25 protein-coding genes are annotated in these 24,373 nt (G+C 65.1%); 5 read left to right on the plus strand and 20 right to left on the minus strand.

Features of this window, described 5'->3' with window-relative positions:
• From AC6CHX_RS19135 to AC6CHX_RS19230, 20 genes are all read right to left on the minus strand, one after another.
• Positions 1 to 598: hypothetical protein (locus AC6CHX_RS19135; protein WP_498274214.1), on the minus strand; the 598-nt coding region annotated here is incomplete at its 3' end.
• A 160-nt stretch (positions 599 to 758) separates the two neighbouring features.
• A complete protein-coding gene (locus AC6CHX_RS19140; RefSeq protein WP_498274216.1) occupies positions 759 to 890 on the minus strand; it encodes a hypothetical protein in 132 nt (43 codons plus the stop codon).
• 411 nt (positions 891 to 1,301) lie between these two features.
• Positions 1,302 to 1,817 (minus strand): thermonuclease family protein, encoded by a 516-nt coding sequence (locus AC6CHX_RS19145; protein WP_498274218.1) that lies wholly within the window; start codon positions 1,815 to 1,817, stop codon positions 1,302 to 1,304.
• Positions 1,810 to 2,292: a hypothetical protein gene (locus tag AC6CHX_RS19150; protein WP_498274220.1), complete on the minus strand. Its 483-nt coding sequence runs from the start codon at positions 2,290 to 2,292 to the stop codon at positions 1,810 to 1,812. Before AC6CHX_RS19150 ends, AC6CHX_RS19145 begins: the two co-directional genes overlap by 8 nt.
• 287 nt (positions 2,293 to 2,579) lie before the next feature.
• Positions 2,580 to 2,858: a hypothetical protein gene (locus tag AC6CHX_RS19155; RefSeq protein WP_498274222.1), complete on the minus strand. Its 279-nt coding sequence runs from the start codon at positions 2,856 to 2,858 to the stop codon at positions 2,580 to 2,582.
• Between the two features lie 9 nt (positions 2,859 to 2,867).
• Positions 2,868 to 3,101, minus strand: a complete 234-nt coding sequence (gene nrdH, locus AC6CHX_RS19160) for a glutaredoxin-like protein NrdH (protein WP_498274224.1) — start codon at positions 3,099 to 3,101, stop codon at positions 2,868 to 2,870.
• Between the two features lie 617 nt (positions 3,102 to 3,718).
• Positions 3,719 to 4,048 carry a hypothetical protein gene (locus AC6CHX_RS19165; RefSeq protein WP_498274226.1) on the minus strand — a complete coding sequence of 110 codons (330 nt, stop codon included), beginning with the start codon at positions 4,046 to 4,048 and terminating at the stop codon, positions 3,719 to 3,721.
• Positions 4,049 to 4,152: 104 nt separating this feature from the next.
• Positions 4,153 to 4,581: a hypothetical protein gene (locus AC6CHX_RS19170; RefSeq protein WP_498274228.1), complete on the minus strand. Its 429-nt coding sequence runs from the start codon at positions 4,579 to 4,581 to the stop codon at positions 4,153 to 4,155.
• The gene (locus tag AC6CHX_RS19175) at positions 4,581 to 5,213 is read right to left on the minus strand and encodes an AAA family ATPase (protein WP_498274230.1); all 633 of its coding nucleotides are present in this window, start codon (positions 5,211 to 5,213) and stop codon (positions 4,581 to 4,583) included. Before AC6CHX_RS19175 ends, AC6CHX_RS19170 begins: the two co-directional genes overlap by 1 nt.
• A gap of 263 nt (positions 5,214 to 5,476) precedes the next feature.
• Complete coding sequence (locus tag AC6CHX_RS19180; RefSeq protein WP_498274232.1) at positions 5,477 to 5,905, minus strand: hypothetical protein; 429 nt, start codon at positions 5,903 to 5,905, stop codon at positions 5,477 to 5,479.
• A 15-nt stretch (positions 5,906 to 5,920) separates the two neighbouring features.
• Positions 5,921 to 6,328 (minus strand): hypothetical protein, encoded by a 408-nt coding sequence (locus AC6CHX_RS19185; RefSeq protein ID WP_498274234.1) that lies wholly within the window; start codon positions 6,326 to 6,328, stop codon positions 5,921 to 5,923.
• Between the two features lie 358 nt (positions 6,329 to 6,686).
• A complete protein-coding gene (locus AC6CHX_RS19190) occupies positions 6,687 to 7,055 on the minus strand; it encodes a hypothetical protein (RefSeq protein ID WP_498274236.1) in 369 nt (122 codons plus the stop codon).
• A gap of 17 nt (positions 7,056 to 7,072) precedes the next feature.
• Positions 7,073 to 7,399, minus strand: a complete 327-nt coding sequence (locus AC6CHX_RS19195; RefSeq protein ID WP_498274238.1) for a hypothetical protein — start codon at positions 7,397 to 7,399, stop codon at positions 7,073 to 7,075.
• A gap of 386 nt (positions 7,400 to 7,785) precedes the next feature.
• The gene (locus tag AC6CHX_RS19200; protein WP_498274240.1) at positions 7,786 to 9,168 is read right to left on the minus strand and encodes a ParB/RepB/Spo0J family partition protein; all 1,383 of its coding nucleotides are present in this window, start codon (positions 9,166 to 9,168) and stop codon (positions 7,786 to 7,788) included.
• A 1,740-nt stretch (positions 9,169 to 10,908) separates the two neighbouring features.
• Positions 10,909 to 12,753 (minus strand): helix-turn-helix domain-containing protein, encoded by a 1,845-nt coding sequence (locus AC6CHX_RS19205; RefSeq protein ID WP_498274242.1) that lies wholly within the window; start codon positions 12,751 to 12,753, stop codon positions 10,909 to 10,911.
• Between the two features lie 412 nt (positions 12,754 to 13,165).
• On the minus strand, positions 13,166 to 13,396 hold the full coding sequence (locus AC6CHX_RS19210; RefSeq protein WP_498274244.1) for a hypothetical protein: 231 nt from the start codon (positions 13,394 to 13,396) through the stop codon (positions 13,166 to 13,168).
• Positions 13,397 to 13,651: 255 nt separating this feature from the next.
• Entirely contained in the window at positions 13,652 to 14,743 is a 1,092-nt protein-coding gene (locus AC6CHX_RS19215) for an alpha/beta hydrolase family protein (RefSeq protein WP_498274246.1), read from the minus strand.
• Positions 14,740 to 15,675: a hypothetical protein gene (locus tag AC6CHX_RS19220; protein WP_498274248.1), complete on the minus strand. Its 936-nt coding sequence runs from the start codon at positions 15,673 to 15,675 to the stop codon at positions 14,740 to 14,742. Before AC6CHX_RS19220 ends, AC6CHX_RS19215 begins: the two co-directional genes overlap by 4 nt.
• Before the next feature lie 6 nt (positions 15,676 to 15,681).
• Positions 15,682 to 16,077, minus strand: coding sequence for a hypothetical protein (locus AC6CHX_RS19225; protein ID WP_498274250.1), 396 nt, complete (start codon positions 16,075 to 16,077; stop codon positions 15,682 to 15,684).
• Between the two features lie 430 nt (positions 16,078 to 16,507).
• The gene (locus tag AC6CHX_RS19230; protein WP_498274252.1) at positions 16,508 to 17,155 is read right to left on the minus strand and encodes a helix-turn-helix domain-containing protein; all 648 of its coding nucleotides are present in this window, start codon (positions 17,153 to 17,155) and stop codon (positions 16,508 to 16,510) included.
• A gap of 373 nt (positions 17,156 to 17,528) precedes the next feature.
• On the opposite strand from AC6CHX_RS19230, the gene AC6CHX_RS19235 reads away from it, so the two are divergent.
• The 5 genes from AC6CHX_RS19235 to AC6CHX_RS19255 all read left to right on the plus strand — a co-directional run bounded on the left by AC6CHX_RS19235 (position 17,529) and on the right by AC6CHX_RS19255 (position 24,248).
• Positions 17,529 to 18,464 (plus strand): hypothetical protein, encoded by a 936-nt coding sequence (locus tag AC6CHX_RS19235; RefSeq protein WP_498274254.1) that lies wholly within the window; start codon positions 17,529 to 17,531, stop codon positions 18,462 to 18,464.
• A 218-nt stretch (positions 18,465 to 18,682) separates the two neighbouring features.
• The gene (locus tag AC6CHX_RS19240) at positions 18,683 to 21,790 is read left to right on the plus strand and encodes an LPXTG cell wall anchor domain-containing protein (RefSeq protein WP_498274256.1); all 3,108 of its coding nucleotides are present in this window, start codon (positions 18,683 to 18,685) and stop codon (positions 21,788 to 21,790) included.
• A 289-nt stretch (positions 21,791 to 22,079) separates the two neighbouring features.
• Positions 22,080 to 22,523 (plus strand): hypothetical protein, encoded by a 444-nt coding sequence (locus AC6CHX_RS19245; RefSeq protein WP_498274258.1) that lies wholly within the window; start codon positions 22,080 to 22,082, stop codon positions 22,521 to 22,523.
• 55 nt (positions 22,524 to 22,578) lie between these two features.
• Complete coding sequence (locus tag AC6CHX_RS19250; RefSeq protein ID WP_498274260.1) at positions 22,579 to 22,815, plus strand: hypothetical protein; 237 nt, start codon at positions 22,579 to 22,581, stop codon at positions 22,813 to 22,815.
• 38 nt (positions 22,816 to 22,853) lie between these two features.
• Complete coding sequence (locus AC6CHX_RS19255) at positions 22,854 to 24,248, plus strand: hypothetical protein (RefSeq protein WP_498274262.1); 1,395 nt, start codon at positions 22,854 to 22,856, stop codon at positions 24,246 to 24,248.
• Positions 24,249 to 24,373 lie beyond the last annotated feature (125 nt).

A 24,373-nucleotide genomic window follows, 5' to 3' on the forward strand; every position in this document is an offset into this window, starting at 1 on the left:
GAGGGCCGAAGAGTCGGGAGAGCTTGCGAAGACGCGCCTCTGTCACAGCCTCGATGGCCGCGGGCCCCTGGCCCGGGATGAGTTCCACCGACTGATTCGGATTGCGGGTGTGCTCCCCGACGTTCCGGAGGATCTGCTGGACCCTCTGCTTGGTGAGGCTCAGCACAAGACCGACCTTTTCGTGAGACCAGCGCTGCCTTTTCGGCAGGCGCTGGGTGAGGTCGAGCATGTACTGCGTGCGGACCTCGCGCGCGAGACCTGCTTGACTGTCGTGGTACCGCGCCGTTTCCTCTGCCAGCGCCATGAGCGCAGCGCGACGTCGCCCCGCATCTTCACCCGAGACCAGGTCGTCGTCCAGACGCATCGACCACTTCTCGTGCATATCCGGCCAATAGAGGGAGGGATCCGTCCGCGCGGCAAGCACGTCCGCGGGCGTCCAGCCGTAGGCGGCGAGGATCTCCGCGTCATCGGGCAGTTTGGTCCGATACATCATGACGGCCCGCCATTGCTCGCGGAGTGCGTCAGGAAGGGCAGCGAGCTCCCAGAGCAGATCCCACATCGGAGGTTCGAAACTGGTGCCAACGATCGCCATGTCCACGACAATACCCCTTGTCGAAAGGAGTGGACAAGGGGTATTGTCGAAACTCTCCGGGAGACGAGCCTGTTGGCTTCGGGTAAGCCGAACTCGTCGATGCTGATCTGACTCACGCACGGGGGTGTTGAAGGCCCAAAGGTGTCTTCAGCACCCGCGTGACGGGTTACGTCGGCGGTCCCAATCTGGCGATGCCGGCGCGCACGTGGCCGAGTAGCTCGAGGTGCCAGGTGACGATCGCGAATTCGTCGTCGGGATCTCCGTCGTATCCGAGGGCGATCACGCCGGCAGGTGACACGCTGCCATTCGGTGAGCGCGTCACCTGCCGGCGGCCCCGCCACGCCGGCTGCGGGCTCGCGCAGCGTGGCCGGATGCAGGTCAACAGGCATCGGCCGACAAGAGGCAGTCCGGGCAGGTGGCGGTTCGTCCATCGCTACCGGTGGTGAGACTGTCGGACGGGGTGTTGCAGAAGCTGCACATGTCATTCGCCGTGGATCAGTGAGGCGAGCAGGATGCTGCCCCTTCACCAGGTAGTCGTGACGGACGCCGCCAGAGTTAGCCCAGGTTCCGAGGAGTTTGAGCCCGCACCCGTTCCCATCCGGGGTCCGCGGAAAACCAGTCGGCGAGCCGCCCCCTGGTGACCGTCGCCGGTCGGGACCGCTCGCGCTTACCAAACATCGGCACCGCCGGACTTGAACGTGTCGATCGTCTACCCGGGGCAGGCGCTCCAGAGGCCGGCACCGGCCGCTTCCGCGTCCCGCTCGGCAGCCTGGTTCACGTCCTGGTTGATGTACGGGGCGTCGTACGTGTACTCGTAGCCAGCACCGGCGGTGATCGCCAGTTCGGAGGCGCTGCGCGTGTCGATGAGCACGTGCCGGAGAAGGCGACCGTACTTGTCGACGTCTGCCTGAGAGGGGTCGGTCACGAGTTCGACTTCCTGCCCGTAGAGCATCTCGTCAAGGAATGTGCGGGCCTCGTCCGCGTAGCAGTCACTGACCTCTCCCCCGCGGCCGATCTCCGGGGTATCGATCCCGATCAGCCGCACCCGAACGGTCCTCTCGTCCAGGGTGACGTCGATGGTGTCGCCGTCGACGACCGCGACGACCTCGGCCGTCGACGCGACAGGCTCAGCCGCCGGCGTCGCCACGGTCGGCGTGCAGCCGGTGAGGGCGAGGACCGCCAGGAGGGCCGCCACTCCCCCGCGGGCAATCGTCCGCTCAGGCATCGTGGCTCCTGCTCTCGACGTCCACGGCGGGGGTGCCGTCGATCAGGCTGCGGATCATCCCCAGAAGTTCCATGACCTCTGCGTTCGTCCACTTCAGGTCGGGGCGGTTGTCGTCGTTCGCGTAGACGGTTTGGTCGATGAATTCGAGCGCCCGACGCGTCTCGACGATCGGGAATCCCGTGAGCGATACGGGCGCCTCTGCCCGTTGATCGATCAAGGCTGTCCCCGGCTCTTCGACATCCGCGATCATGGCCCGAGCAACTTGCCACGCCTCGTCAGTATCGAGCGCCACGCCCTGCGGCGCACAGAGCCACACCATCCCGTCGCTCGCCCGCCGCCGAATCGTGACGGTCTCCCCCAACACGTCAGTGACCACAACTCGCGTTTGATCTGCGGTCATGACGTTCTCCGAATCTCGACATTTGCTCGGGCGGGGCGCACGCGGGTCATAAGGGCGATCTCCGAAACTTGGCATCTGCCAGGGTTTCCGAACCCTCAGAGCCGAGATGGGGCCACACCTCGAGCGGGGCGTCATCCCACTGCTCGGGGTCGCGGCCTCGGCCTTCGCCTTCCATGCAGTCGACGCAGACCTCCATAGGCGAGGGCGGGCAGTCGTCCAAGCCTTCGGGCTCGCCGTTCCCGTCGCGGTGCTCGCAGTCGCCTTCGAGGCAGTCCAACGGCCATGTCTCCGACACCGTCACGTGCTCTGCATGCTTCATGTCAATCATTGCTCTCTCCGGATCTCGTGGTTGGTGGGCGGGTTCATGCGGCGGCGCTTTGTTGTTCGGCGGGTGTCCATTCGCCGGTGAGTTCGTTGGCGCCGCGGGAGCGCCGGCGGTACATGAGTTGTCGCTCGAGGTCGGTGTAGGTGGCCTTCATGTACCAGTCGTTGGTCTGCTGTTCCCAGAAGGTCACGTCGGCCTGCAGCTGCGCGTTGCTGGCTTCGAGCTCGGCGATCTTCTGGCGCATGTACTCGTAGGTGACCCAGGAGATGTGTGGCCGTTCGACGAGGGGAGCCGGCGCAGTGGTTGCGGTGTTCATGATCGGGGCTCAGCCCAGACGGGCGGCGAGCTCGGAAATCTTGTCGGGACGGAAGCCCGCCCAGTGGTCCTCCCCCGCGATGACAACTGGCGCCTGGAGGTAGCCGAGGGATTTGACCTGCTCGAGCGCGGTGGGATCTTCGGTGAGATCACGGATCTCGTAGGTGATGCCTTCGGCGTCGAGGGCCCGGTAGGTGGCGTTGCACTGAACGCAGCTGGGCTTTGTGTAGACCGTGATGCTCATGATGTTTTCCCTGGCTATATGTGGTTTCCGTACTCCAATTCTACCCGGATTCGCCCTCTCAAATCAAGGTGTTTTTGCGTTCTGGTCTGGTGTTTTCTGAACCGTTAGCGCCGGGGCCGCTGGGTGCTGAGTGGGCTGGGAATCCCCGTGGCGCAGCGCGGGAACGGGTGCCCGTTAGTGCGTTTCAGGATGGCGGGATCTGCATCAGGGCGAACGTTTCTCAGGGTGTGGGGTCGTGAGGGAGGCTCGGTGACGGATCCCACAGTCAGGCCGACTCCGCCGTACTCAGCCAGGAGTGGTGATCTGTCGCTGCCGTCACCCGCACTCGGGCTTGGTGATGGGCGCGGGGTGGCGTTGAACGATCGGGGCTGGGTTGAGGCGGTCCACTGGGCGCGCGAGCGGTCGACGCTCGGTGTCCGGTCGGGGGGCACCCTGTGGTCCGGCTTGGGGTTGGGGTCCCGCTGTCCACCTTGTGGGCAGGACGAGCCCGAGCGATAGCTCCCGCTGTCCACAGGTGTGTCAGGGGGGTCGCCTGACGCGGGTGCGCGGCTCTCGGGGGGATCGCGAGGGGGTCGCCCCCGCCCGCCACGCTGGAACGCGCGCCCTCCCCTGGGCTCTCAGTTCGCGGGCGAGGCGTCGTCGACGAGCTCGACGGCGTTTCCCCAGACCCAGCATCGGAACGTTTGCTGCTCGGCGCGGAACTCGACACCGGCAGCGGTGGGCGTCGAGCGGACAAGCTTCGCATCGACTCGTACGGCCTCTCCCCCGAACCTCACCCACGCGCGTACGCGGCGCGGCCGCGGGTAGGTCGTCATGGGTTGCTCGCGCACCGCGAGTTCGCGATCAGTGAGCGACTGCAGCGGCCCGTGTTTCGCGGCCGCGAGGATCGACTGATGCTGTGAGCGCATGTCGTTGTACGCAGACAGGCGCGCTCCTGGGTTCCCCATTGCCGGCTGTTCCTTCCTCCGGCCGAGAGGAACCAAGCCTACGCGCGAGCACCGACGGCAACCAGCCAACCGCTCCCCCGCTGTACTTGCGCGTCGACCGGTCTCTACTTGAGGAGTTCCGCGCGGTCTCCAAGCTCTTCGGCTTCCCTGCGCAGGACATCAATCCCGCGACGAAGTGCAAGGAGGGTGGTCTGGTGTTTGTTACGTCCGACCAGCTCAGACAGTTCGTTGATCTCGAGCGGGATGCTGGGGTCTGGGTACCTCAGCAGGAACGTCTTTGAGACGTCATCAGGCCATTCGTTGGCTCGCACTGTGGCCGACCTGGGCGTGGAGGGCGCCGTGACCGCCTGTGTGAGGCGGTGGTCGCTGGAATCCTCTGCTGCAGTCGCAGCGCTAGTGGCGGAGTCGGCTGGGGTGGTCTCGCGCTGCACCGTTACAGGCCTCGGCGATTCGACGGGGGCATCTGCGGCCTCGCCGAAGGTGTCGATTGCCGCGCTGTCGACGGCGTTGCGTTCACGTCGCTTGATTGCCATCAGTCCATTACCTCCGCCGCGAGTGCGCGGATTTCCGCGCGTGCCGCTCCGTTGCTCCATTCGACGACGCCAAGGCCTTCTGGGATGACATCTCGATACGCCTTGCGGTCGTGAATGATCGTCTTGAAGGGTTTGATGAGGGGGAAGTCAGCGAGGTACTCCCCTGCGTCCTGGCTTTCGGTGACGCGGCGGTTAGAGGATGCGCGCGTGAGGAGCCCCCGCACTTCAAGGTTTGGGTTCAGGTCGAGCGCCTGTTCGATGACGTTGTGGAGGTGCTCGAATGTGTCGAGGTCGAACTGGCTGGGCTGGCTGAGCGCGAGCAGCTTGTCCGCGGCGACCATGCCGGTTCGCATCTCCTTGCTGTCTTTGCCCGCGACGTCGACGAGAACAATGTCGTAGCGGGTATCGAGGTCGACGAGCGTCGAGTGGATGTTTCCCAGCTTCTCGACGCAGGCGATCTCCGGATCGCGCTTCTGCTCGACGCGGTCTGCATGCCATTTGGCCGCGGACCGCTGGGAGTCGGCGTCGACCATGCAGACATCGTAGCCGCGGTATCGAAGTTCGACGGCGAGGTTGACCACGATCGTGGACTTCCCCACACCGCCTTTCTGGCTTCCGACGAGGATGATCATGAAGTCTCCTGATAGTTGGTTGATATTAGTTTGATGGTGATATCGGGTTGATGCTGGTATCGACGCGGGTTGATCGCACATCGGATTGAGGACAGATACATAGCAGTATCACTGTCATATCGGCAGCAATGCCATATCAATATCATGTCCATACTGATATCAGAACAGTAGCAGAAGCTTTCGGGATGCGTTCAATCCGATATCAGGGGAGTCTGAGGGGTGTCCCCTCAGCGCCGACGTTGGGGGTCGGCGCTGAGGGTGGGTTAGGGCCAGTAGCGGGGGTTGAGTGGGGTGGGGCCGTCGTAGTCGAGGGCGAGGAGTGCGGGGTTGAGTTGGTCGATGTAGATGCCGGTGAGGTGGGTGTGGTCGGTTCCGCGGGCATATTCGAGGACGTGGATGTCGATTTCGTCGGCGGGGGTGTGGCTGATCATGATGCCCATGCGTGCGGGGCGTTCGCGGCGGGTGCCGTCGCGGAGGGGGAGGATGCGGGCGGTGAAGAGGAGGCCGCCGAGCTGGTGGGCTCCGGCGATGGTGGTGAGGTCGGTTGCGCCGAGCGACATGAGCACGCCGAACTGTACGGCTGTGCGGAAGGCTTCGGCTGCTGCCCGGCAGCGGTCGCGGTCGTCGTCGGGGATGGTGAGGGTGTGGTGGGGGAATCGCTGGTAGGCGGCGCGGGTGGCTTCGAGGCTCATGGTGTGGGTCTCAGGTCAGTAGGTGAGGGTGCGGTGTGCGGTCTGCGCGATGACGACGCCGCTCGACGTGGCGATGGTGGCCCCGCCACGTGTCTGGGTCTGGGGGAGTGCGTCGGGTCCGAGCCAGGGGGCGAGGACTGTTCCGCCGGTGCGGGTGTCGAGGGCGAGTACGTGGCGGCGGCCGAGGTAGTTGCTGCGGAAGTCGACGTGAATCTCCGACCAGGGGCGGAACACGTCTGAGTGGAGGCGGTAATGCTCGATCGCACGGCGGATGTCGCCGGTGGCGGTGTTGGCTTCGGTGTAGTCGCGTTCGGCGTCTTCGCGGCGGGAGCGGTGGGGGCCGGTGGTGCCGTCGTCGTAGGCGGCGGCGAAGGTGTCGGGGGTGCGTGCGTACATGCCGATGGTGAGTTCGTGAATGGCCATGTGGGTATCTCTCTTCCCTCTCGTTGTTTTCCCCTGGCGGGTGGGGCGAAAGCTCAGAGAACGCAGCGGCAGAGCGGAGTGCGTTGGGGGAGCGGTAAGCGGACTAAGGAGCGGAGCGACGAGGGAGCATTAAGGAGCGGACCCGGCGCACGCAGAGATAGAGCGGAGCTATCGTGGCGCAGCACCCACGCCGCCTTGGGAAAACAATGTCTGCTGCCGCAGGCCGCGGACATGACCAGAGGGGCTGCCGGAGGCAGTCGGCTGGGAGGGCAGCCCTCCGTGGCTGCCCGTCGACCGGGGCGGCGTTCCGTCGCCGGCCCGGTCCGGGTGTGGTGCCCGAAGGCACCACACGAGGTGTTCAGGTGGTGAGGTGGATTCCCGCGTATCCGAGTAGCTGGTCGATGAGCGCGGATGCGGCTTCGTGCTCGTCCACCTCACCATCGCCGAGATGCCGGGCGTCGTGCCACTTCACCACCGCCGCGCGGACGTCGGAGCGGTCACCGGTGGCGGGCTGGTCGAACAGGACGCACACGGTGTCTCCGAGGGCGACGGGGTCGAAGCCGTAGTGCGCGCAGAGCTCGCGCGCCTGGTCGCGGTCGTCGAGGTCGAGACCTGCGGGGGCGGCATCGCAGATCCGCTGCGTGACGTCGGCGAAGGAGCCGGAGTAGAAGGTGACGATCGCGGCGACGGCCGCGCCGAACTTCGCGAGCTCGGGGTTACTGATCATGGTGTGTCCTTTCGGGGTTAGGCGTAGTGGCTGGCGGTGCGGGGTGCGCCGTTCCAGGGGTAGGCGTTGGCGTATGACTCGATCTGGATGAAGGGGGAGCAACCGTAGGTGATGACCTTCCGGCGGAATGGCTCACCCGCGTAGTCCTCGGGCTTCGGCGTCACCGTGGACGACATGTGAGCCCGCTGCTCGACGGCCTCGGTGCGGAGCTTGCGGACGACGACCGTGGTGCGTGTGACCTTCACAACCTCGTAGAAGTCGACGTTGGTCTGGTCGTATCCCCACATCGATTCCAGGATCTGCCCGACGGTGAGCGTGTGCGCGGGAGTGGTGGTGCTGGTCATGGTCTCTTCTCCTCGTTGTTTTCCCGTGGCGGGTGGGGCGAGAGCTCAGAGAGCGCAGCTGGAGCCGTGGAGAGCGGGGACCGTGGAATACCGGAAGGAGCGCAGCGAGTGAGGATATGCCGCGAAAGCCCGGCACGCAGGGGCGGAAGTGGAGCTATCGTGGCGCAGCTCCACACCGCCTTGGGAAGACAACGCCCGCGGCCGCCAGGCCGCGCAGGGGGAGCGGCGCCGGGCGCCGGGCGCCGTCCGAACAGGGAGGGTGCCGGCGCTCCGTCGACGGCGCCCGTCAGCACCGCGGCGCCGGCCTCCGTGCCGGTGTCGGGGTGCCCCGCCTCCGTGCCGGTGTCGGGGTGCCCCGCCTCAGGGGTGAGGCGGGGCACCCAACATCAGCTCTCCGGAGCGTCGGTCTCCGTGGCCTGGTCGTCGTGGATCATTGCGGCGATCTTCTCGACGGGGGAGAGGGCATATCCCCAGCCCTGGAGGATGTGCAGGTAGCGGGCGGTGATGGTCCGGGGGGATCGCCACGTGTTCCGGTCGGTGTGGGCTTCGATCCCGGCGAGGACGATCGTGAGGTTCACGTGTCCGGCCTTGGTCGGGTGCGCGGTGAGGTAGTCCGGGAGTCGGTCGATCCCGGCCCCGGTGGTGCCGTCGACGCCGAGCAGGTCAGCGGCCAGGGTGTTCCCGTGGCTGATCGCGTCGCCGACGAGGTAGCGGCCGGACGTGAGCAGTTCCGCGACCACGGCCGTGGTGTTCTTCGGGAGCGTTTTGCGGCTCAGGAACGTGGTCAGCCATTCCCGGCGGACGGTTTCGGCGGCTTCCCACTGCTTGTTGTTCTCGATCAGCACTCGGCGCTCGGCCCTCTGTTCGTCTGTCATCGGCGTCCGGGCCTCGCCCGATGCGGTGCGCTTCTTGAACCCGTGCGCCTTGGGATCCTCGATGTACAGGGACACGTCGATGGAGCCGCCGAAGTAGACCTTCACGTACGCGGATGCCCCGTCGAGTCCGGCGAGGGTGTCGGCGGTGATCTTCTCCCCGTCCGAGGTCGCGTACCCGGACACGTCCACGGGGGTCTTGTCGTAGTACCCGGGACGGTTCTCGCGGATCGTGATGCCCTTCGCGGTGAGGCCGTCGACGAGCTCCTGGCGCTGCTGGGCGCGGGCGCGGTCGTCGCGGGCGCGCTGGGTGGCGTGGTCGAACTGGGCGGGGTCCGTGGTGGCGACCTGGATCAGCCGTGCCACGGCCTCGTCGTCACCGTCAAACTCCATCAGGACCGCGGCCTGGTCGAGAGTGACAGGGTGCTCCTTGATCGCGGTGGTCGCGGTGGCGTTGGCCGCAACGGCGAGGGTTGTCTTGACCGTTTCGCGCTTGGTGCCGGTGCGCTTGGCGATCGCCGTCACACTCAGCCCGGACAGCTCGAGCTGCTTGTATGCGGCGAGACGGTCGGTGTTTGTCATTGAGTCACGGTGCTCGTTCTCGACCAGCTGGTGAATGATCCGCTCGTCCTCGGCGCCTGCCGCATCCACGGGGACGAGGTAGACCGGGACTGTTTCGAGGCCGACCTCACGCGCGGCGAGCACGCGGCGCTGCCCGGCACGCACGGTCACGGTGCCGTCGTCGTTGCGGTGGCCGAGGACGGGGGTCAGGACGCCGTTGGCGCGGATCGCGTCGAGGAACCCGGCATCGAGAGCCGCCTCGGTACGAATGTTCGTCTCCAGCTGGAGCAGGGACGGGTGTGCCTCGATCAGTTCGACGGTGCTGGTGGTGGTCATGATGTTCTCTCTTCCTACCCCCTCGTTGTTGTGGCCGAGAAGGCACGAAGTGTCTTGGTAGGGAGAGCACCCGGAATGCCACCCGGAGGGCCGCGGGGGAGAGAATCTGGGGCGGAATAAGCGCAGCGCGTCCCAGATTCTCGGCGGAGCGGGCCCCACGCAGTGGGGCTTGCGTGCAGGGGGATCGACCGGACAATGCCGAAGGCTTCACGGCACAATAACGACCCCGGCGGCGCAGCCGCCCGAAGGGGCAAACACATGGGCCGGCGGAGCCGGTCACGATCACCGTGCAACGCACGGCGGGGGAGTACGAGGGGGCTGTGCCCCTCTCGTGAGGACCGCAGGTCGTCGGGTGCTGCACGGCGACCATCACCGTGCAGCACCTGGCCAATCAGAGCGGCAATGCAGCTGCAGCTTCGGCGAGGAGCGGGAGGAGCTCGTCGCGGAACCAACGCCACCCGTCCTTGGCGGCGGCACGCAGCACTACTCGGAGAAGGAACGCGCCAGCACCGTGCCAGAGTCGGCGCCGCCACACGCCGCGCCGGAGTCGATGTCTCCGTCCCGCTCGGCCAATCAGAGATGCTCGTGTCTGTGGTGGTGTCGTCATACCTACACACGTGCGGCTCGACGTCTGGGATGAATGATGACTTTCGATGTGTTGCATGAGGCACCTATGCGCGAGGTGCGTCATCGCACGAACGCGTGGCACCAGGGGAGCTCCCCTCAGCCGAACACCGTTGGGGCTGAGCGGCCTGCGTCACCTCGCGAAGTCCCCGGGCCCTTGAGGACGCGGACCGGGCGGCACAGACGGTATGCATGCTTGCTGTCGGTGAAGTGGGGTGCCCCGGTCTGAGGGGAGGTGCTCCTAAAGAGGGGATAGGAGCCAACCGGGACACCCCACACGTGACCAGCTCACAGCGGCCCCAGCGCTGCTAGAGAACATCGCTCCACTGTGATTCGGTCGGGAGGCGGAACCACCCCAGTGTGACCGCCACATTCCAGGTTCCTCCCCGCCCCCGCAGCACGCAAGAGCACTGTTTCCGAGTCGTCGGGACGGATCTGGGAGAGGAGCGGGTGTGTTCCCTGTCAGGTGATGGCAGGGAACACACCCATGGGGCCGGGCTACGAGACCGGGCCCCACATTGCGAAGCACCTCACCCGAACGACCGTGCCCCGCCACACAAGATTCGCAGCACCACAGGCACGTACCCGACAACAGTCCCAGAGTGCAGTGGCGACACCGTCATCTACGTGTCAAAGAGCCCTGCGCCAGTGAGCTGGAGCTTCCACGGAACGCGAGCGAGCGCGCCTGCCACACCTCCGATACGGTTCGCTCACGCGACGGAGCGAGCAGCGATGAGCTCTCTCGCGGTGGTGTGGTCGAATGCCCCGCCGGCCCATCGCGGGTCCGGTTTGCGGGGGTATGCCGGTCGACGGCGGGGGATGACGTCGTCCTCAAACAACGGGACAGCGGTAGCTCCTGGTCGGGAGGGACGTCGGCGCCGCTCCTTCATGCTCTGGTGCATCCACCGCAGCTCCTCGAGCAGTTGTCCCCACCGCTCCCGCTCGTATCGGTACCTCTGCTTGCGCTCATCGAGATAACCAGCAACGTCCAGGTGTATCGCGATCGCATCCGGATTCGCACGCCCCTTAGCCCATCCGACCAGTTGTGGGACTGCCATCCAGGTGCGGGCGCCAGACTTGCACCGAGCCGATCACCGGGACGACCGGTAGACGGGGTTATGCCGCGAGTTCCGTGTTCCTTAGGTGTTGCAGGAGCCCGGCTACGACGTACCGCCAGGCCATGTGGTGGTCAGCACGTCCATCGGGACGTGTCGGGTACGCGGGGTAGGCCTCAGGTCCGCCATGTGCGTCGGAGAGTTGGAAGATGAGGGTTTGGCCGGGGCCCGCCCGGTTCTTCCCCTTCCGGCCGCCCTTTCGGGTGAGGTGGTTCTGCCACCACGCCCACTGCTCTCGTTCCCGCTCATGGCGCAGCGCACGCCCCGCCAAGATTCCTGCGGTACCGAGGCGACGTGCAGCGGCATGGCGTTGATCGCGGAGAGGTCGCCGCCACAGGCCTTTCTGAACGAACGCGAGATGATGCCGTTTCAGCCGCCGCAGCACAGCAACCACACGCGAGGGGGAGATCCCCGCCCGTTCTGCCACCACTCGTGTTTCTGCCTGATCCGTTCGCAGGGCCTCGTAGACGCGCCTCGCAGCTGGTCCCAGCCCTCGACGAGTGAAGACGTCGTGCCGACCCGCAATCACACGGTCTTCAAGCTCGGATAGAAGGACCGCACGCATGTCATAGACCTGGCCCGGGGGGCGGGCGGTCATTTCGTGGTGTGGCCCGACTTGTTCGGGGGGTGTGGAGAACGTGTCTTGGAGTCTCCACACGGCTGCATCCGGCCCGTCGCTCTCTCGTGCTCGGGCGACCCACCCGGCTGCTCGGAGGCGGATGAGGGAGCGGTCCACAGAGGTCGAGGGGATTCCTGTGGTGTCTGCGATCGTGCGCAGGGCCGCGTCGACGTCACGCTTCCCCGAGCGCAACGACAGCCATGCCAAGCCCGTCAGGACGGTGCTGTCGGTGAACGCGTGCTCGGTCCCCGACCATCGGCCGGGGGAAACTCGGAATGCGGTCAGCATGCCGGCGATGACGTCGACGAGGCCGGTCAACACAGTGAGGTCTCTGCCCGTGTCGGCCGGCGCGTACCGGTACAGCAGTGCTCGTTCCTGCGCTTTGGCCCACTGCCGCTCGAGGCGGGAATCCATATCCTTCCTCGAGCGGGGAGTACGGGGGCCTCCGGAGGGATTGTTCCGGGAGCGGTAGTGCTCCATGCCGGGATATGCCTTCGCAGCATGGGTGACATCCCGCAGGGTCCATCCGGCGACTGCGGCCGCTAGCAAGCACATATACCCGTTTCGTGACGGGTCGCGGCCACCGCCTGGCGCCTCCATGAACTGCTGGCCCCATGTCGGCAATGGACGATGTGTCCGGAGGGTGAGGGGTGCCGCTGATGAGTTGGCGTCGACGACGGGTGTGGTGGGGTCGACGGCTGGGCGCAGCTGTCGAAGTGCAGCGATCACGCGCAAGAGGTCGCCGGCGGCGACTGTGGGGGACAGGAGCGTGTTCGGGTCCCCTTCCATCACGAGGGACTGGCCGCCGGCGGCGTGTGGGGCGCCCGGGGGGCGGATCGCGCCTTTGGACGCGTTGCGCAGCAGCCCGTGGTCCAGGCTCGGCAGGACGGCCTTTGCCGCGTCGGCGAGCTTTTCCATCACCGACAGTTGCACGCCGGCGAGCGGCACGAAGACGTGGAACCCACCCTCAGGCTTCGGGCTCGACTTACACACCACGTACGGGACGCCCGCGTCCCGCAGCACCCGCACAAGAACGCCAAGGTCTTCGACCGCCTGTTCGAAGTCTTCCGGTTGTTTCGCATCGAGATCAAACGGTGCCAGCCAGAACCGGCCGTCCGCGTCCGCGATGTCGATACACCACGGCGTCGACGGCGGTACAGGCGATGCCACCGGATAGTTCACCGGGTACCGGTTCGAGCGGACAACACCGTCCGCCTCCGCCACCATCCGATGCACGAACGGCCGCCGAGCAAGCCCCCGCGTCAACCGCCACGCATCCGCCACCGACAATCCCGGCACACCCTGGTCGTCATGCGAACGGGGGGCTCCATCCTGCGAGCTCGATGCTCGAGCAAGAACCCTGGAAGCCTCACTCCCCGGCTCCAACCACACTTCCCACGTAGGCGCGCCAAGCTCGTCTAAACCACGAGTCTCGGGCGCGACACGCCGTGAGAAAGGTGTTAGAGACTGGAAATTCGCGAAATCGCGTCGTATGATGACATCACCTCCTCCTCACAGAGTGGGTGCACCGAAGCCCCGGCTTGTCCGGTACTTCAACTATTCGATCCGCTGAGATTGGCGTCCGTGACGGATCGAAAGACTTGGGAGAAACCCGCCGCACATGCGGCGGGTTCTTTCGTTATACGGCTATCGGAAGCGTCTCCTCCTGCAGTCGGGGAGGCGCGATGACGGGCAGGCCGCCGTCGCTGTCGAGCTGGAGGATGAGCTTCTCCAGGTAGTAGGCAAGACTGACACCGCTCTCGTCGGCAGCAGCCTTGATCGCTTCCCGAGCCGTCGGTGCCACACGACCCTGCAGAAGCACAGTTTCGGCGTTTGCCGCCCTGAGTGTGCGAGTCCGCTTGCGTTCCATGTCGCTCATCCTGCCGTGTAGATGCATACGTAACGCGCAGACACGCGGGGGCATATGCATTCATAAGCTCGCCTCATCCTTGCGCTCTTGTTGCTTACCTGCCGACGCAGGTCGCAGAAACGTTCACTTCCGACCATTGTGCGTATATCCGTACTTACTGTCCAGAGTTTCGCACTAACAAGCTAGCAGAACGTGTCCGGGCGACGTACTGATCTAGGCTGACGCCCAGCATTCAGATGCTCGTCGAGCGAGTCGCTAGATTGACCTCAGCCAAGCCACCAAAGCCCGGGTGAAGCCTTGGGGGTCGACGTTCGGTTCCCAGCCGTGAGTGCAGTCCGCGACTTCGTGCACCTGCACCAGCTCAGTGTTCGCGTCGGCGAAGGCGGCCACGAGCTCGAATGGCACATTCGTGTCGCCACGGGAGCCGACGACGAGTGCTGGAACCCTCAATCGACCGGGCCGGCTGACCCAGTTCAGTGCGGCGAGGTCTACCTGTCCGGGCATACCGACCAGGGGAGCGATGATCTGCGAAGTGATCGCACGTTCGACGAGCGGGGATACCCATCTGGGCATCCCCATGCGTGCGGCGCCGGCGCGCATAACGTGACGCCAGGAGAGTGTCGGGGCGATCAGAACTAGTCCAGCGATCCGTTCACGGTGCGGGGATAGCTCTGTCGTGAGGAGCGCTGCGGACGCGCCCATAGACCAGCCGATCAGCGCGATCCGCTCGGCGCCGTTCGCGACCGCGTATGCGACGGCTGCGGCGACGTCGGGGGCCTCGAGGTACCCCAACCCTGCGTTACGGTGAGCTGCCGGGCTGCCCGGGGATCCTCGGTAGGCGATCACGAGCGAGCGATATCCGGCCTCTGTAGCGCCGGGGACACTCCACAGGGCATTCAGCCGGTTAGATCGAACTCCGTGAACGTGGATCGCCCAGGAGGTGCTGGCAGGCCCGTATTCCCAGGCGGGGATCTCACCTGCCGGTCCGGGGATGCATCGGTCGACGAACGCCCCGGCGACGTGCGGGGAGTCGCCTGGGTCGGGGGAGAAGGCAACGACTCCTAGCGGAATGTGCCCCACTAGGGCGGACACGGGCCGGGTGACCGTCTGCCCCGACGTTGCGGGTTCCCCGATTCGGGCGCTGCCACCGTCGAAGATCAGCGTGTACTCGCCGTGAGCGTGGGCGAGTGGTCCGGCTTCAAGAGTGACGGAGTGGCTATCTGCGCTGACCACGGTGACAGTGCGGCGCCGTGGCTTCCACGAGAGCATCCGTCGCACGAACACGGCCACGACTGCCCCCAGCGCGGCGCCGACGCCGGCTACCGCGGCGACAAACGCGACGATCATGCGGGGGGAACCTCCACATATTGAGTGACGGATCCCGCATCGTGCGTGAGCGCGAGCCAGGATCGGGCAGCGGCGACCTGGTCGATCTCTACGTCCGCGAGCATCCCGCGCCCCCCTACTCGGATTGCATCTTCGATTGCGACGAGGTGCGCGACCGGTGTTGTGTCTCGGACCTCGATGCCGTGCTCGCTTGCTATTGCACTCAGCGTGTGAAGATGGTGACGCATCTGAACAACTTCTCGGTACCACTGGCGCAGAGATAGCCCGATCAGCCCGGCAGCGAAGTTCGCCAGCCCCAGGTAGAAGACCGGGACAAATACCTGGTACAACAGCGTCTCGATAGCCCTGGGCTGCCCTTCGTTGAAGAAGTCGATCGGACTGACGATGAATCTGGTCGTATGCGCCACCACCACCATCGCGGTGCCGACCCGGATCAGCCAGGCCGACGCCCCTTTCTCCGAACGCAACCAGTAGAGCGGGAGGACGCCGAGAATCACGATGCCCAAGGAGTACATCAGGGCGATGGTCAGGCTTTGGGGTTGCGGGAACATATCCCTCACGAAGTGAGATCGAGTGCCGTCACGCCCCACGAGAGTCATGAACATGACCGTGATGGCCACACACCAGGAGGCCACCAGGCCGATGACCCGACCGCGCAGCTTGACAGGAGCGTCATGCCCGACGGCGCGGCATGTCTCGGTCATCAGTGTGTAGGCGAAGTAAGCCGACCACGTCTCCAGGATGAAGACCCAGTTCATCGTCCCCAGTGCGGCATCGATCTGAGTGTCGAAGAGCACGGATGCGATGCCCACGGGTGCGATCACGCACGCTAGCCACGGCTGCCAGGCTTCCCGCTTCGCCCGCAGCTTCCAGGTGCGGGCTAGGCCGACAACAACGAAGGCGAGGAATGCCACCACGATGAGAAACGTCATGGCGGCTTACCCGAGGATTCTCTCGATATGCGGTGTACGGATCCGCAGCAAGCGTGTGGAGAGGTGCTGAGCGAGCGTCTCTGCCACGAACTCCACATAGTCGTCCGAGCACGCGAGCAACCCCGCACGGGCACTCCTGCCGGCGCGGGTCTCCGCGTCCCACATCAGCAAATGCGCAATCTCGTGGAAGAGGACGTGTGCGGGATAGACGCCATGCTCTCGTGGCAGGTGGATAACCGCTTCCTGTTCGACGAAGCTTATGAACCCGGTGAGACGCGGGGGGCAACCGGCAGGGAGTGGTTCAATCCTGATCACCACGCCCGTCATGCGTTGGACGTGTGTGACCAGATCATCCGTGTCATACACATGGTCGAGGTTGTAGATCGCGCGCAGCAAACGCACCTGTCGGTGACCCCGCAGCGAATCGCACCTCGGGAGTTGCGCAAATGCGCTTCCTCGAAACAGTGCCGCAGGTTTCATTGGGCACTCGAGGATCGTTCGACCCGAGGGGGAGTGGCGAGACGGATTCCTGGATACATCATCAGTCCGCAGTTCCTTACTACTGCTGTCGATCGCCTCCCCGCGATCTCATAGTTGGCGATCTTCCCCTAGATCGCATGGTTCCTCCCACTACGTAGACGGGGAGTAAGGCAAGTTCTTACGCGACTTGACCCCTGACTTTCGTCTAGTCTTCTCGTCGGTCATCATCGCGTCGCGCTCGTTTCGCGGAGTTGACGATGCCCTCGATGACGACCCAATACTGACACGAACATCAGACTCGGTCGCTGAGCGGCCGCGCGATCAACGGTGGCGACCTCGCGACGGATTCGCACTAGGGGCGAAGCGACCGCGCGATGGCCCGCAGTGCTTCTGCCGGCACATCACCGAGAGATCGCATGCCGATCTGGCCGCCCGTCTCTCGGAGCGTGCCGCGGAGCTCGAGCTGAGCTTCAAGCAAGTCGGCGGCCGGATCCGCGTCGGGGGCAGTGAGGAAACTCGCCTCGACGTCGAAGAATCCGGCGATCGCATCAATCAGGGCGCGGCTGACGCGCACTCGTCCGCTGCTATTGGTCAGAGACTTCCACATTTCCTCAGACACCGCGACACCAGTCACGGTGAGGTGGGGCAGAAGGTCCGCTGTCCCAACTGGTCGCTCACCAGCGTCTCTCAAGAGATCGATGCGACGAGAGAGGACCGGACCATTGACGAGGACATCGGCTGAGAGGGCCGACGCCCCCAGGTCACCAGAAGTTCCACTTGGCTTCGCCAGAAGTTCGACGGGGTCAACTGCGAAGATCGCCGCAAGCTCGGCGAGCGAGTCCACCGTCCAAGACGTCTCATTGCGAAGCCGCGAGTAGAAGGCGGAGCGACTCATTCCGGACTCTTCAATCACATCCGATGTCGTGAGCTCGGCTTCGTCGCGGAGCCTTTCGATGTTCGAAGCGATCCTTCGAGCCAGCTCAGCAGCATCCGAAACCATCCAACCAGGTTATCTGAGCCCCGCATAGCACGGATGTACTGATCGGCGCACTCCACGACGCCATCGCGGGCACACCCCACACGGTCCTGAAGGGAATCATGTATGCTGCTATTCGAACAGTTTTGTATCCCTGGATGCACACACATTGATCAATTAGACGCCTCAGGAATAGACAAAGCGTGCGAACGATGCGCGGCATCGAGGCCGTGGAGGAAGAGAGAGACCAGTGACGAAGCCAGACGTACTGCTGACTGTCGATGAGGCTTCTGAGGTGGTCCCCACTGAGCGGAGGAGGGGGCCGGGGCGGTTTCGTTGGATCGGCATTGCCGTCGTCGCTGTGGTGGTGAGCTGTGTCGCGTATGGGGTACCGACCGTGCTGCAGGCAGTAGAGCGTCAAGAGGCAGCGGAAGCGTTCGAGGTGGCGGTCTCCGCCCGTGCCGATGCGTACGAGACGCAGAACAAGGCGATCGAACAGCTGCACACGATGGAAGATCTCGTCACCGCGGCCTACCCTCAGTACCTGGCGATCGCTACCACGCTCACGGACAGTACCGTGGCTGACCCGGCGCTTCGCGCGGACCTGTTGACGAAGACGTCAGAGCTCGCGACCGCCGCACTCGCGCTCGATGGGACCGGCGCCCTCGATGTGGAACGTCCCTATCTGTTCACCGCGCTCGTCCCGGCCGATGACTTGCCCCTCGAGGGCCTCACCCCGCCCGCCCAGACGAAAGACGTGAACGCGCTCACCAACGAGCTCACCGACGATGCCGCGTCGGTGCTCGAGTACGTCGACCTTGTAGGCGGCGTCACAGACGACATCATCGACGCAGCTGACGCCGTCGCGGACAGCGCGAATGCTGTGATCGTGTCGGCGGGGGAGAAGGGCGTCACCCTGACTTGGGAGAAGGCGCCCGCCGAGACGGCCGCGGTCACCGCGGCCGCGACCGCTCTCACCGCTGACGGTGCGAGCGATCTTCCCCTCGAGGAGCGTGCGGCGCTCGTCGGCACGTACATCGCGACCGTGAACGCGGCCGGAACCGCGCATCAAGCCGTTCTCGACCAGGAAGCCGAAGCCGCCCGCCGCGCTGCGGCAGAAGAGGCCGCACGACAGTCCGCCTCCCAGCCGCAACGGAACACGACCCGCGGCAGCTCCTCAAATAGCGGACAACCGTCCACGAACACGAACACGAACGGTTCCACTGGGAGCATCCCGCAGGGCGGCGGTCGCCCCGGTGGCGGCACGAACGAGACCAACGGCGGCTGCTGGACGAGCAACGGTGCCGGCGGAACAACGCCGTGCGGTGGATAGTCGCCTGATGCCCACCCAAACGACTTTGCGGGAGTGAGCCTGCGTTGAGCTCCACGCCCTACCGAGGCGTGGCGACGGGAACCGAGGTAGCAGCCTCGGCCCCCGTCTTATCCAAGAAAAACCCCATCAAACCAAACGAAGGAAATTCAATGCGTTCATCTCGGACGTCTCACATTGTAGAGAACGAAAGGGGTTCCGGCGGTTCGGGCCGGAACCTGATGGTGAGGAGTACCCCGCGGAAGATCGCTGCCGGCGTCGCTCTCGCGGGCCTGGCTTTCGGTCTCGTCGCCGGTGGACCAGCGGCGACGGCCGCGGTCGGCGGCGGAAGCTCAGCCGGTGGCGGCGGCGGGGGAGCAGCCTCTGACGACTACTGGCTGTACACCCTCGACAACTACCCTCAGGGTGGTAACCCGGAGCAGGGGTGGGGGCCGGCATCGACGGACTACTTCGCTGCGGCGATGGAGACTCAGGGGCAGTGGGCGAGTGGTTCGGGCCCGATGGATGGCACCCGTTCAGCGCTGCACAGCTCCTGCAACGATGCGATCGCGGAGGCGATCGCGCGCTCCGGTGTTCCGGGGGCAAAGGCTCGCGTGGTGCAGGTCGGTGTCTCCGTCGGCAGCCTGGGCGGCCGGCCGATCATGGGCTGGGGCGGCACGAAGGCCACGATGACCAGCTGGTACCAGGGCCTCACGGCCTCGAACTACTGGCAGGGCGACCTGATCGACTTCGATCAGTCCATGCTGGACGCGGTCTCGAACGAGTTCCTCACGAGCATCCCGGACGCGCCACGCATCGTGTGCGTCGCGCTGAACGAGTTCGAACCCGAACGCAACTACACCCTGCAGATTTCGACGACGGCGATGAACACGTTTCCGATCGCGGGGGGCTCGGAGCCTGTGTACGACATGATTCATGCGTCGGCCGGGAAGTCGCCGATCCGGGAGAACGTGAACGCGGATTCCATTCTGCGTTGGACCGGGGATGACGGCAGCAAGAAGGAAGTGCGGAAGACGAAGTCGATCGCGAACCATGGTGACACGCCGAGTCACTCCTTCCGGCCCGACGATTTCGGTTGGGATGTCTGGCCCGGTGGTGACTGGTGTTATGACACACAGGTGCCGCAGCAGGGTGGCATGGACGGCTCGGTGGATACCCCGGACCGCGACGATGGCGAGTGCTGGGTTTCGTGGATGGCGGAGCCGAACAAGGAGGTCATCGGGTCGGGTGAGGCTCCTGGCGATCACGTGTACGAGAACATCAATGGGATGTCGGTGTGGCCTGGCCAGAAGCTCGAGTACTCGGTTGGTGTTGATCTGAACATTCCTGCTGCGGTGCGGGACAAGATGACCTCGTTCGCGGTGAAGGACTCGTTCGATGCGCAGTTCTCTCCGGACAAGTCGAGTGTGGAGTTCTGGGATTCGCGAAACTCCGCGAATCCGAAGCCGGTGTCGAAGAAGGCGTACGAGATGGTGTGGGACGCGGCGTCGAACACGTTCACGGCGACGTTCTCGGAGGAGTGGGTTGCGGCGAACATCCGTGGTACCACGGATCAGGGGTGGCTGAGCATGCGGTTCACCGGGACGGTGAAGAAGACCGCAGCTCCTGGGTCGACGGTGAAGAACCAGGCGTTCCAGATCGTGAACGGTGTGGAGATTGCGACGGAGACGCCGGAGGTGAAGATCCCGTCGGTTGAGCCGGATAAGAGTGTGCTGAGCACGGATCTGATCGATATCGACGGGAAGGCGCTCCTCGAGGGCGATCAGATCGTGTATCACGTCATGATCGACGCGATGCCTGGCCGGGAAGACCTCGCCAGCTACGTTCATAAGCTTGGGATCAGCGATGACTATGACGACGAGTACGTGAAGGTCGATGTCGCGGACATCGGTGTGGCGGACAAGGGCACTGGTGCCGATGTGACGGGTGAGTTTAACTCGCAGATCCTCGATGGTGTGCTGTACACGTTCGCGAAGACCGTGGACACGGAACTTCCGACGGGTGAGGTGATTCCGGGTGACCCGCAGCCGGCGAACCTGAAAGCGTACGACGAGGCGGAGATCGACACGAAGACGGACCCGGCCATCAACCAGGACCTCATGGGCCACCAGTACATCGTCACCATTCCGGCGACGGTGATCAAGGTGACGGATGGGTACGTGATTGAGAATCAGGCTCGCCAGAACATCGAGAACTCTTACAAGGTCACCAAGACGGTCTCGAACGTGTTGAAGGAGATCGACCCGAAGAAGGATGTTGTGATCGGCCCGGGGGAGGACTCCATCGATGGCACGAAGGTGCCGTTGAACTCGGTGTTCAACTACGAGCTGTCGAGCTCGGTGATTCCGGCTGACCGCGCCAACGGTGCGGCGATGCCGTGGGCGGTGCGTGACGCGTTCGATCGTGTCCACGACCGGTACACGGGCATCTGGGCGGCGTATGCGAGCACGGATCTGTATGACGGTGAGGACCTCGTGGTGAAGAAGGGCGAGCTGCTTGCCGACTCGACCGGGTTCACCCCGAAGGGGCGCAGTGCCCTGTTCACCGCGACGTTCGATGAGAAGTCGTACACGTTCCGAGCCGCTGCCACTCAGGCGTACCTGGATCTGGTCAACACCCGTGGGGATCTCGAGCAGGGGTTCTCCGTGTACACGAAGATGGAGCGCATCGCGCCGGCTGAGAAGGTCACCAACTTCCACACGGAGACGTATAACGGTGTGGATCGTGAGTCGAACGTGGTGTGGACGTCGACGCCGGAGAATCCCGCGATTGACGTGGAGAAGTTCACGCTCAGCGAGGGTCTGACCGTGGGGGATCGTGACAAGTCGGAGCAGGCGTACAGCATCCCGGCGAAGGACCTGAAGGCAGGTACCCGGGTCGGGATCCGTGTCACCAACACGGGTGACGTTCCGTTGAAGAACGTGGTCCTGACGGACGCCACCCACAAGGGTCTGGCTGGCACGGTCACCGACATCGTCTGCACGAACGGGATCAGCGAGATCGCTCCGGACAAGATCGGCGAGCTCGCCGTGGGCGAGTCGATCGACTGTCAGGGCACCCTCACCGGTGTCACGGATGGTCAGCTCCACGGAGACACGGCGACCGCCACGGGCGAGTCGGCCTTCACCGGTAAGAAGGTCACGGATGAGGATGCGTGGTTCGCGTCGACACCGGGGATGCTCGCGCAGACCGGTGGCGGTGTGAACATGACCGGTGTGGTGGTGGGTAGCTCCATGCTCGCCTTGGCCGGTGCCGCGTTCCTGGCCGCGAAGCTCCGCCGCCGGGACCGCACCAGCACCCTCACCACCGTCGAGGCTGCAGACAGCTAACCCGCACAGTCGGGTGGCGCTCCGAACTATCGCAGATCCGGGGCGCCACCCGTGGGGGGAGGCGTTCCGAACTGCCACAGATCCGGAGCGCCACCCCCCTACCTCCACTGCCGTTTTCTTCGGCCCCTCTTCTCTTCTGCGTGTAGTCCGGCGACTGCCCTGCACGCCCCGGCCGTACCCGCGGCCCCATTTCACCTCACGTTCGGGTTCCTCGTCGTCGACAGCGACGTCGACGACCGTCCCGGACGGCCCATGCCCGTGCACCCTTCTTTGCCCCTGAGAGAGATCGATGACTATCCGACACAGAGACACCGCGTTCCGACACCTGAGCCTGACCGTCGTGCTCGGCCGCGGGAGCACCTTCAACATCTTTGACGTGATGGACGAAGTGCACTGGTACCGCACCGTCATCGACGGTGACGGGCCTCTCGTCCTGGGCGGGGCGCTCTCCGGTGCCCTCGAGGGGCTGCGCCGCCTGGGCGTCACCCCGGCGGACGTGCTGTCCTGCCCTGTCGTGTCGCCGGGCGGCGCGGTGACCGAGGACGACATGTCGACGGCTGCGGGTTGGTTGGCGACCGGGTTGCTGCAGGAGGCGGACAGCATGCTCGAGCAGACCCTCATCACGACGACGCTGCAGAACGCCGGGTGGACCCGAGACCCGGCACGGGTGACATCGCTGGTCCTCGCGATCGCGATCACCGCCGGCCACGCCGAGGACAACGACCGTGGGTAGGGGACAGTCCAAGCCTGCCGGTACGTGGGCGAAGTCGGTTCATGAGGCGATCACGGTGTTCCTGCACCGGTCGGGGATGAGTACCCAGGCGATGTTGCAGGGTGCGGGGATCTCCGCCCCGTATTGGTACAAGCGTGCCGCGGGGGACCTGTCCTACACGGCGAACGATATGGAAGCGATCGCCACGGTCCTCCAGATCACCCCGTTGGAAATCGCAGTCCTGGCCACGAAGCTCGGCGAGACCTCCCACACGTCACATTTGGAGCTTGTGATGAAAGGGCGACGTGCGTGAGCGGGTCATGGGTTGAGGTTGTTGTTACTCGCGATGGGGTGACGCTGCTGGAAGGTGCGGTGGTTGGCACTGTCGATGGGTTTGCGCGGGTGATCGACCTGGTTGCGTCTTCCGCCGCGGCGGCCGGGGAACCGATGTTGGTGCGGTCGGTGGACCACGCTTCGGGCGCAGAGCCAATGTGGTTCACGGTCGACGCGGCAGGGCAGGTGACCGCCGCCGATAGACCAGCTTCTGATCTCGATGATGTCTCGAACACGGATGCTGTCTCGAGCATGGGCGATCGTCGCCAGGTGGTTTCTCTCGAACGTCTGGACCCTGTTCGCTCGCCACGCGCGCTGCAGCGATTTCTCGTTGTGGTGGGCGCCGTGATCCTGGGTGTTGCGGGGCTGTTTGCGGGTGTGGCGATGTTCTCCGATGTTCTGGACTGGCCGACCCCGAAGCCCGGCGCGACGCCGGCGGTATCGGTGGAGGTGCCGGCGCAGGTGACGTTGCCCGGTTTCAGCGTGGAGCCGACATGGTCGGCCTCCAAGGTGTCGGGGGCAGCGGTCGCGGGCTCCCGGGTTATCTCTGTCTCTGGGTCGACGGTAGCGGTGAGGGACGCGAAGACCGGGGATATCACGGCGACAGTGGACGTCGCCGGCGACAAGGTGACTGTGCTCAGCGGGACGGTAGGGGGCGTTGCGGCGTTGGCGGCGGTGTCCGATGGGGGAGCGCTCGTCTGGGTGGGGGACGCGGTCGATCCTCTGTCCGTGGATCTTTCCGGCGGCCGCTGGCTTACCACTCGCACTGGTGCGTTTGTCGTCATCGGTACGGACTATGCGTTTGAGGTCGTGACCGCCACGGGGACTGTCCCGGTGGTGCCACCTCGCCCTGAAATGGTTGTGCTGGGTGTCGCCGGGGACGCAGTGATCTGGGCGGGCGCGCCCCGCCAGGTGATCTTCGCGGCCACGAATGGGACTCTGGTTCGTGAAGTGACGTTGGCTCCCCCGGTTGAGGGGGCGGTCATCACTCCGAAGGTCGGGTGGGTTCGGGCGGCCACCACGGCCACGGTCGTTGTCGGCTGGACGACCCCGGATGGCTCGACGATCACCGGAGTGCACTCAGCCGAGACCGGGGAACTCACCGGCGAGGTCCCCGGCCGCGGCACGGGTGTACTCGACCCAGCCGGCGTGTACTGGGTCGTCGACGGTCACGGTGTCGACTTGGGCTCCGCAACCTCTTCTCCTCTTCCGGACCGGTTCACGGCGTCCCAGTTTCTGGGCGGGATCCTTTATGGGGCTTTGCCGTCCGGCACGAACGCAATCCTTCGATCGGGGGATGCCAGCCCAGTCGAGATCGAGGCTCCCACCGCGCGTCCCCTCGGTGAAGCCAACGGGACGCTGCTCACTCTGACCAACGGTCTCCTCGCGGGCTTCCCCGCGAGGACGAAGTAATCACTCACCACACTCGCCAGAAAGAGGAATCATCATGCCTACCCATCTCTCCCGTGTCACCGCGGGCACGGCTCTGGCCGTCGCGCTCACTCTCGGGTGCGCGGTCCCCGCCCTCGCTGACACCC

The organism is Microbacterium sp. GQ128 (genome assembly GCF_059758615.1).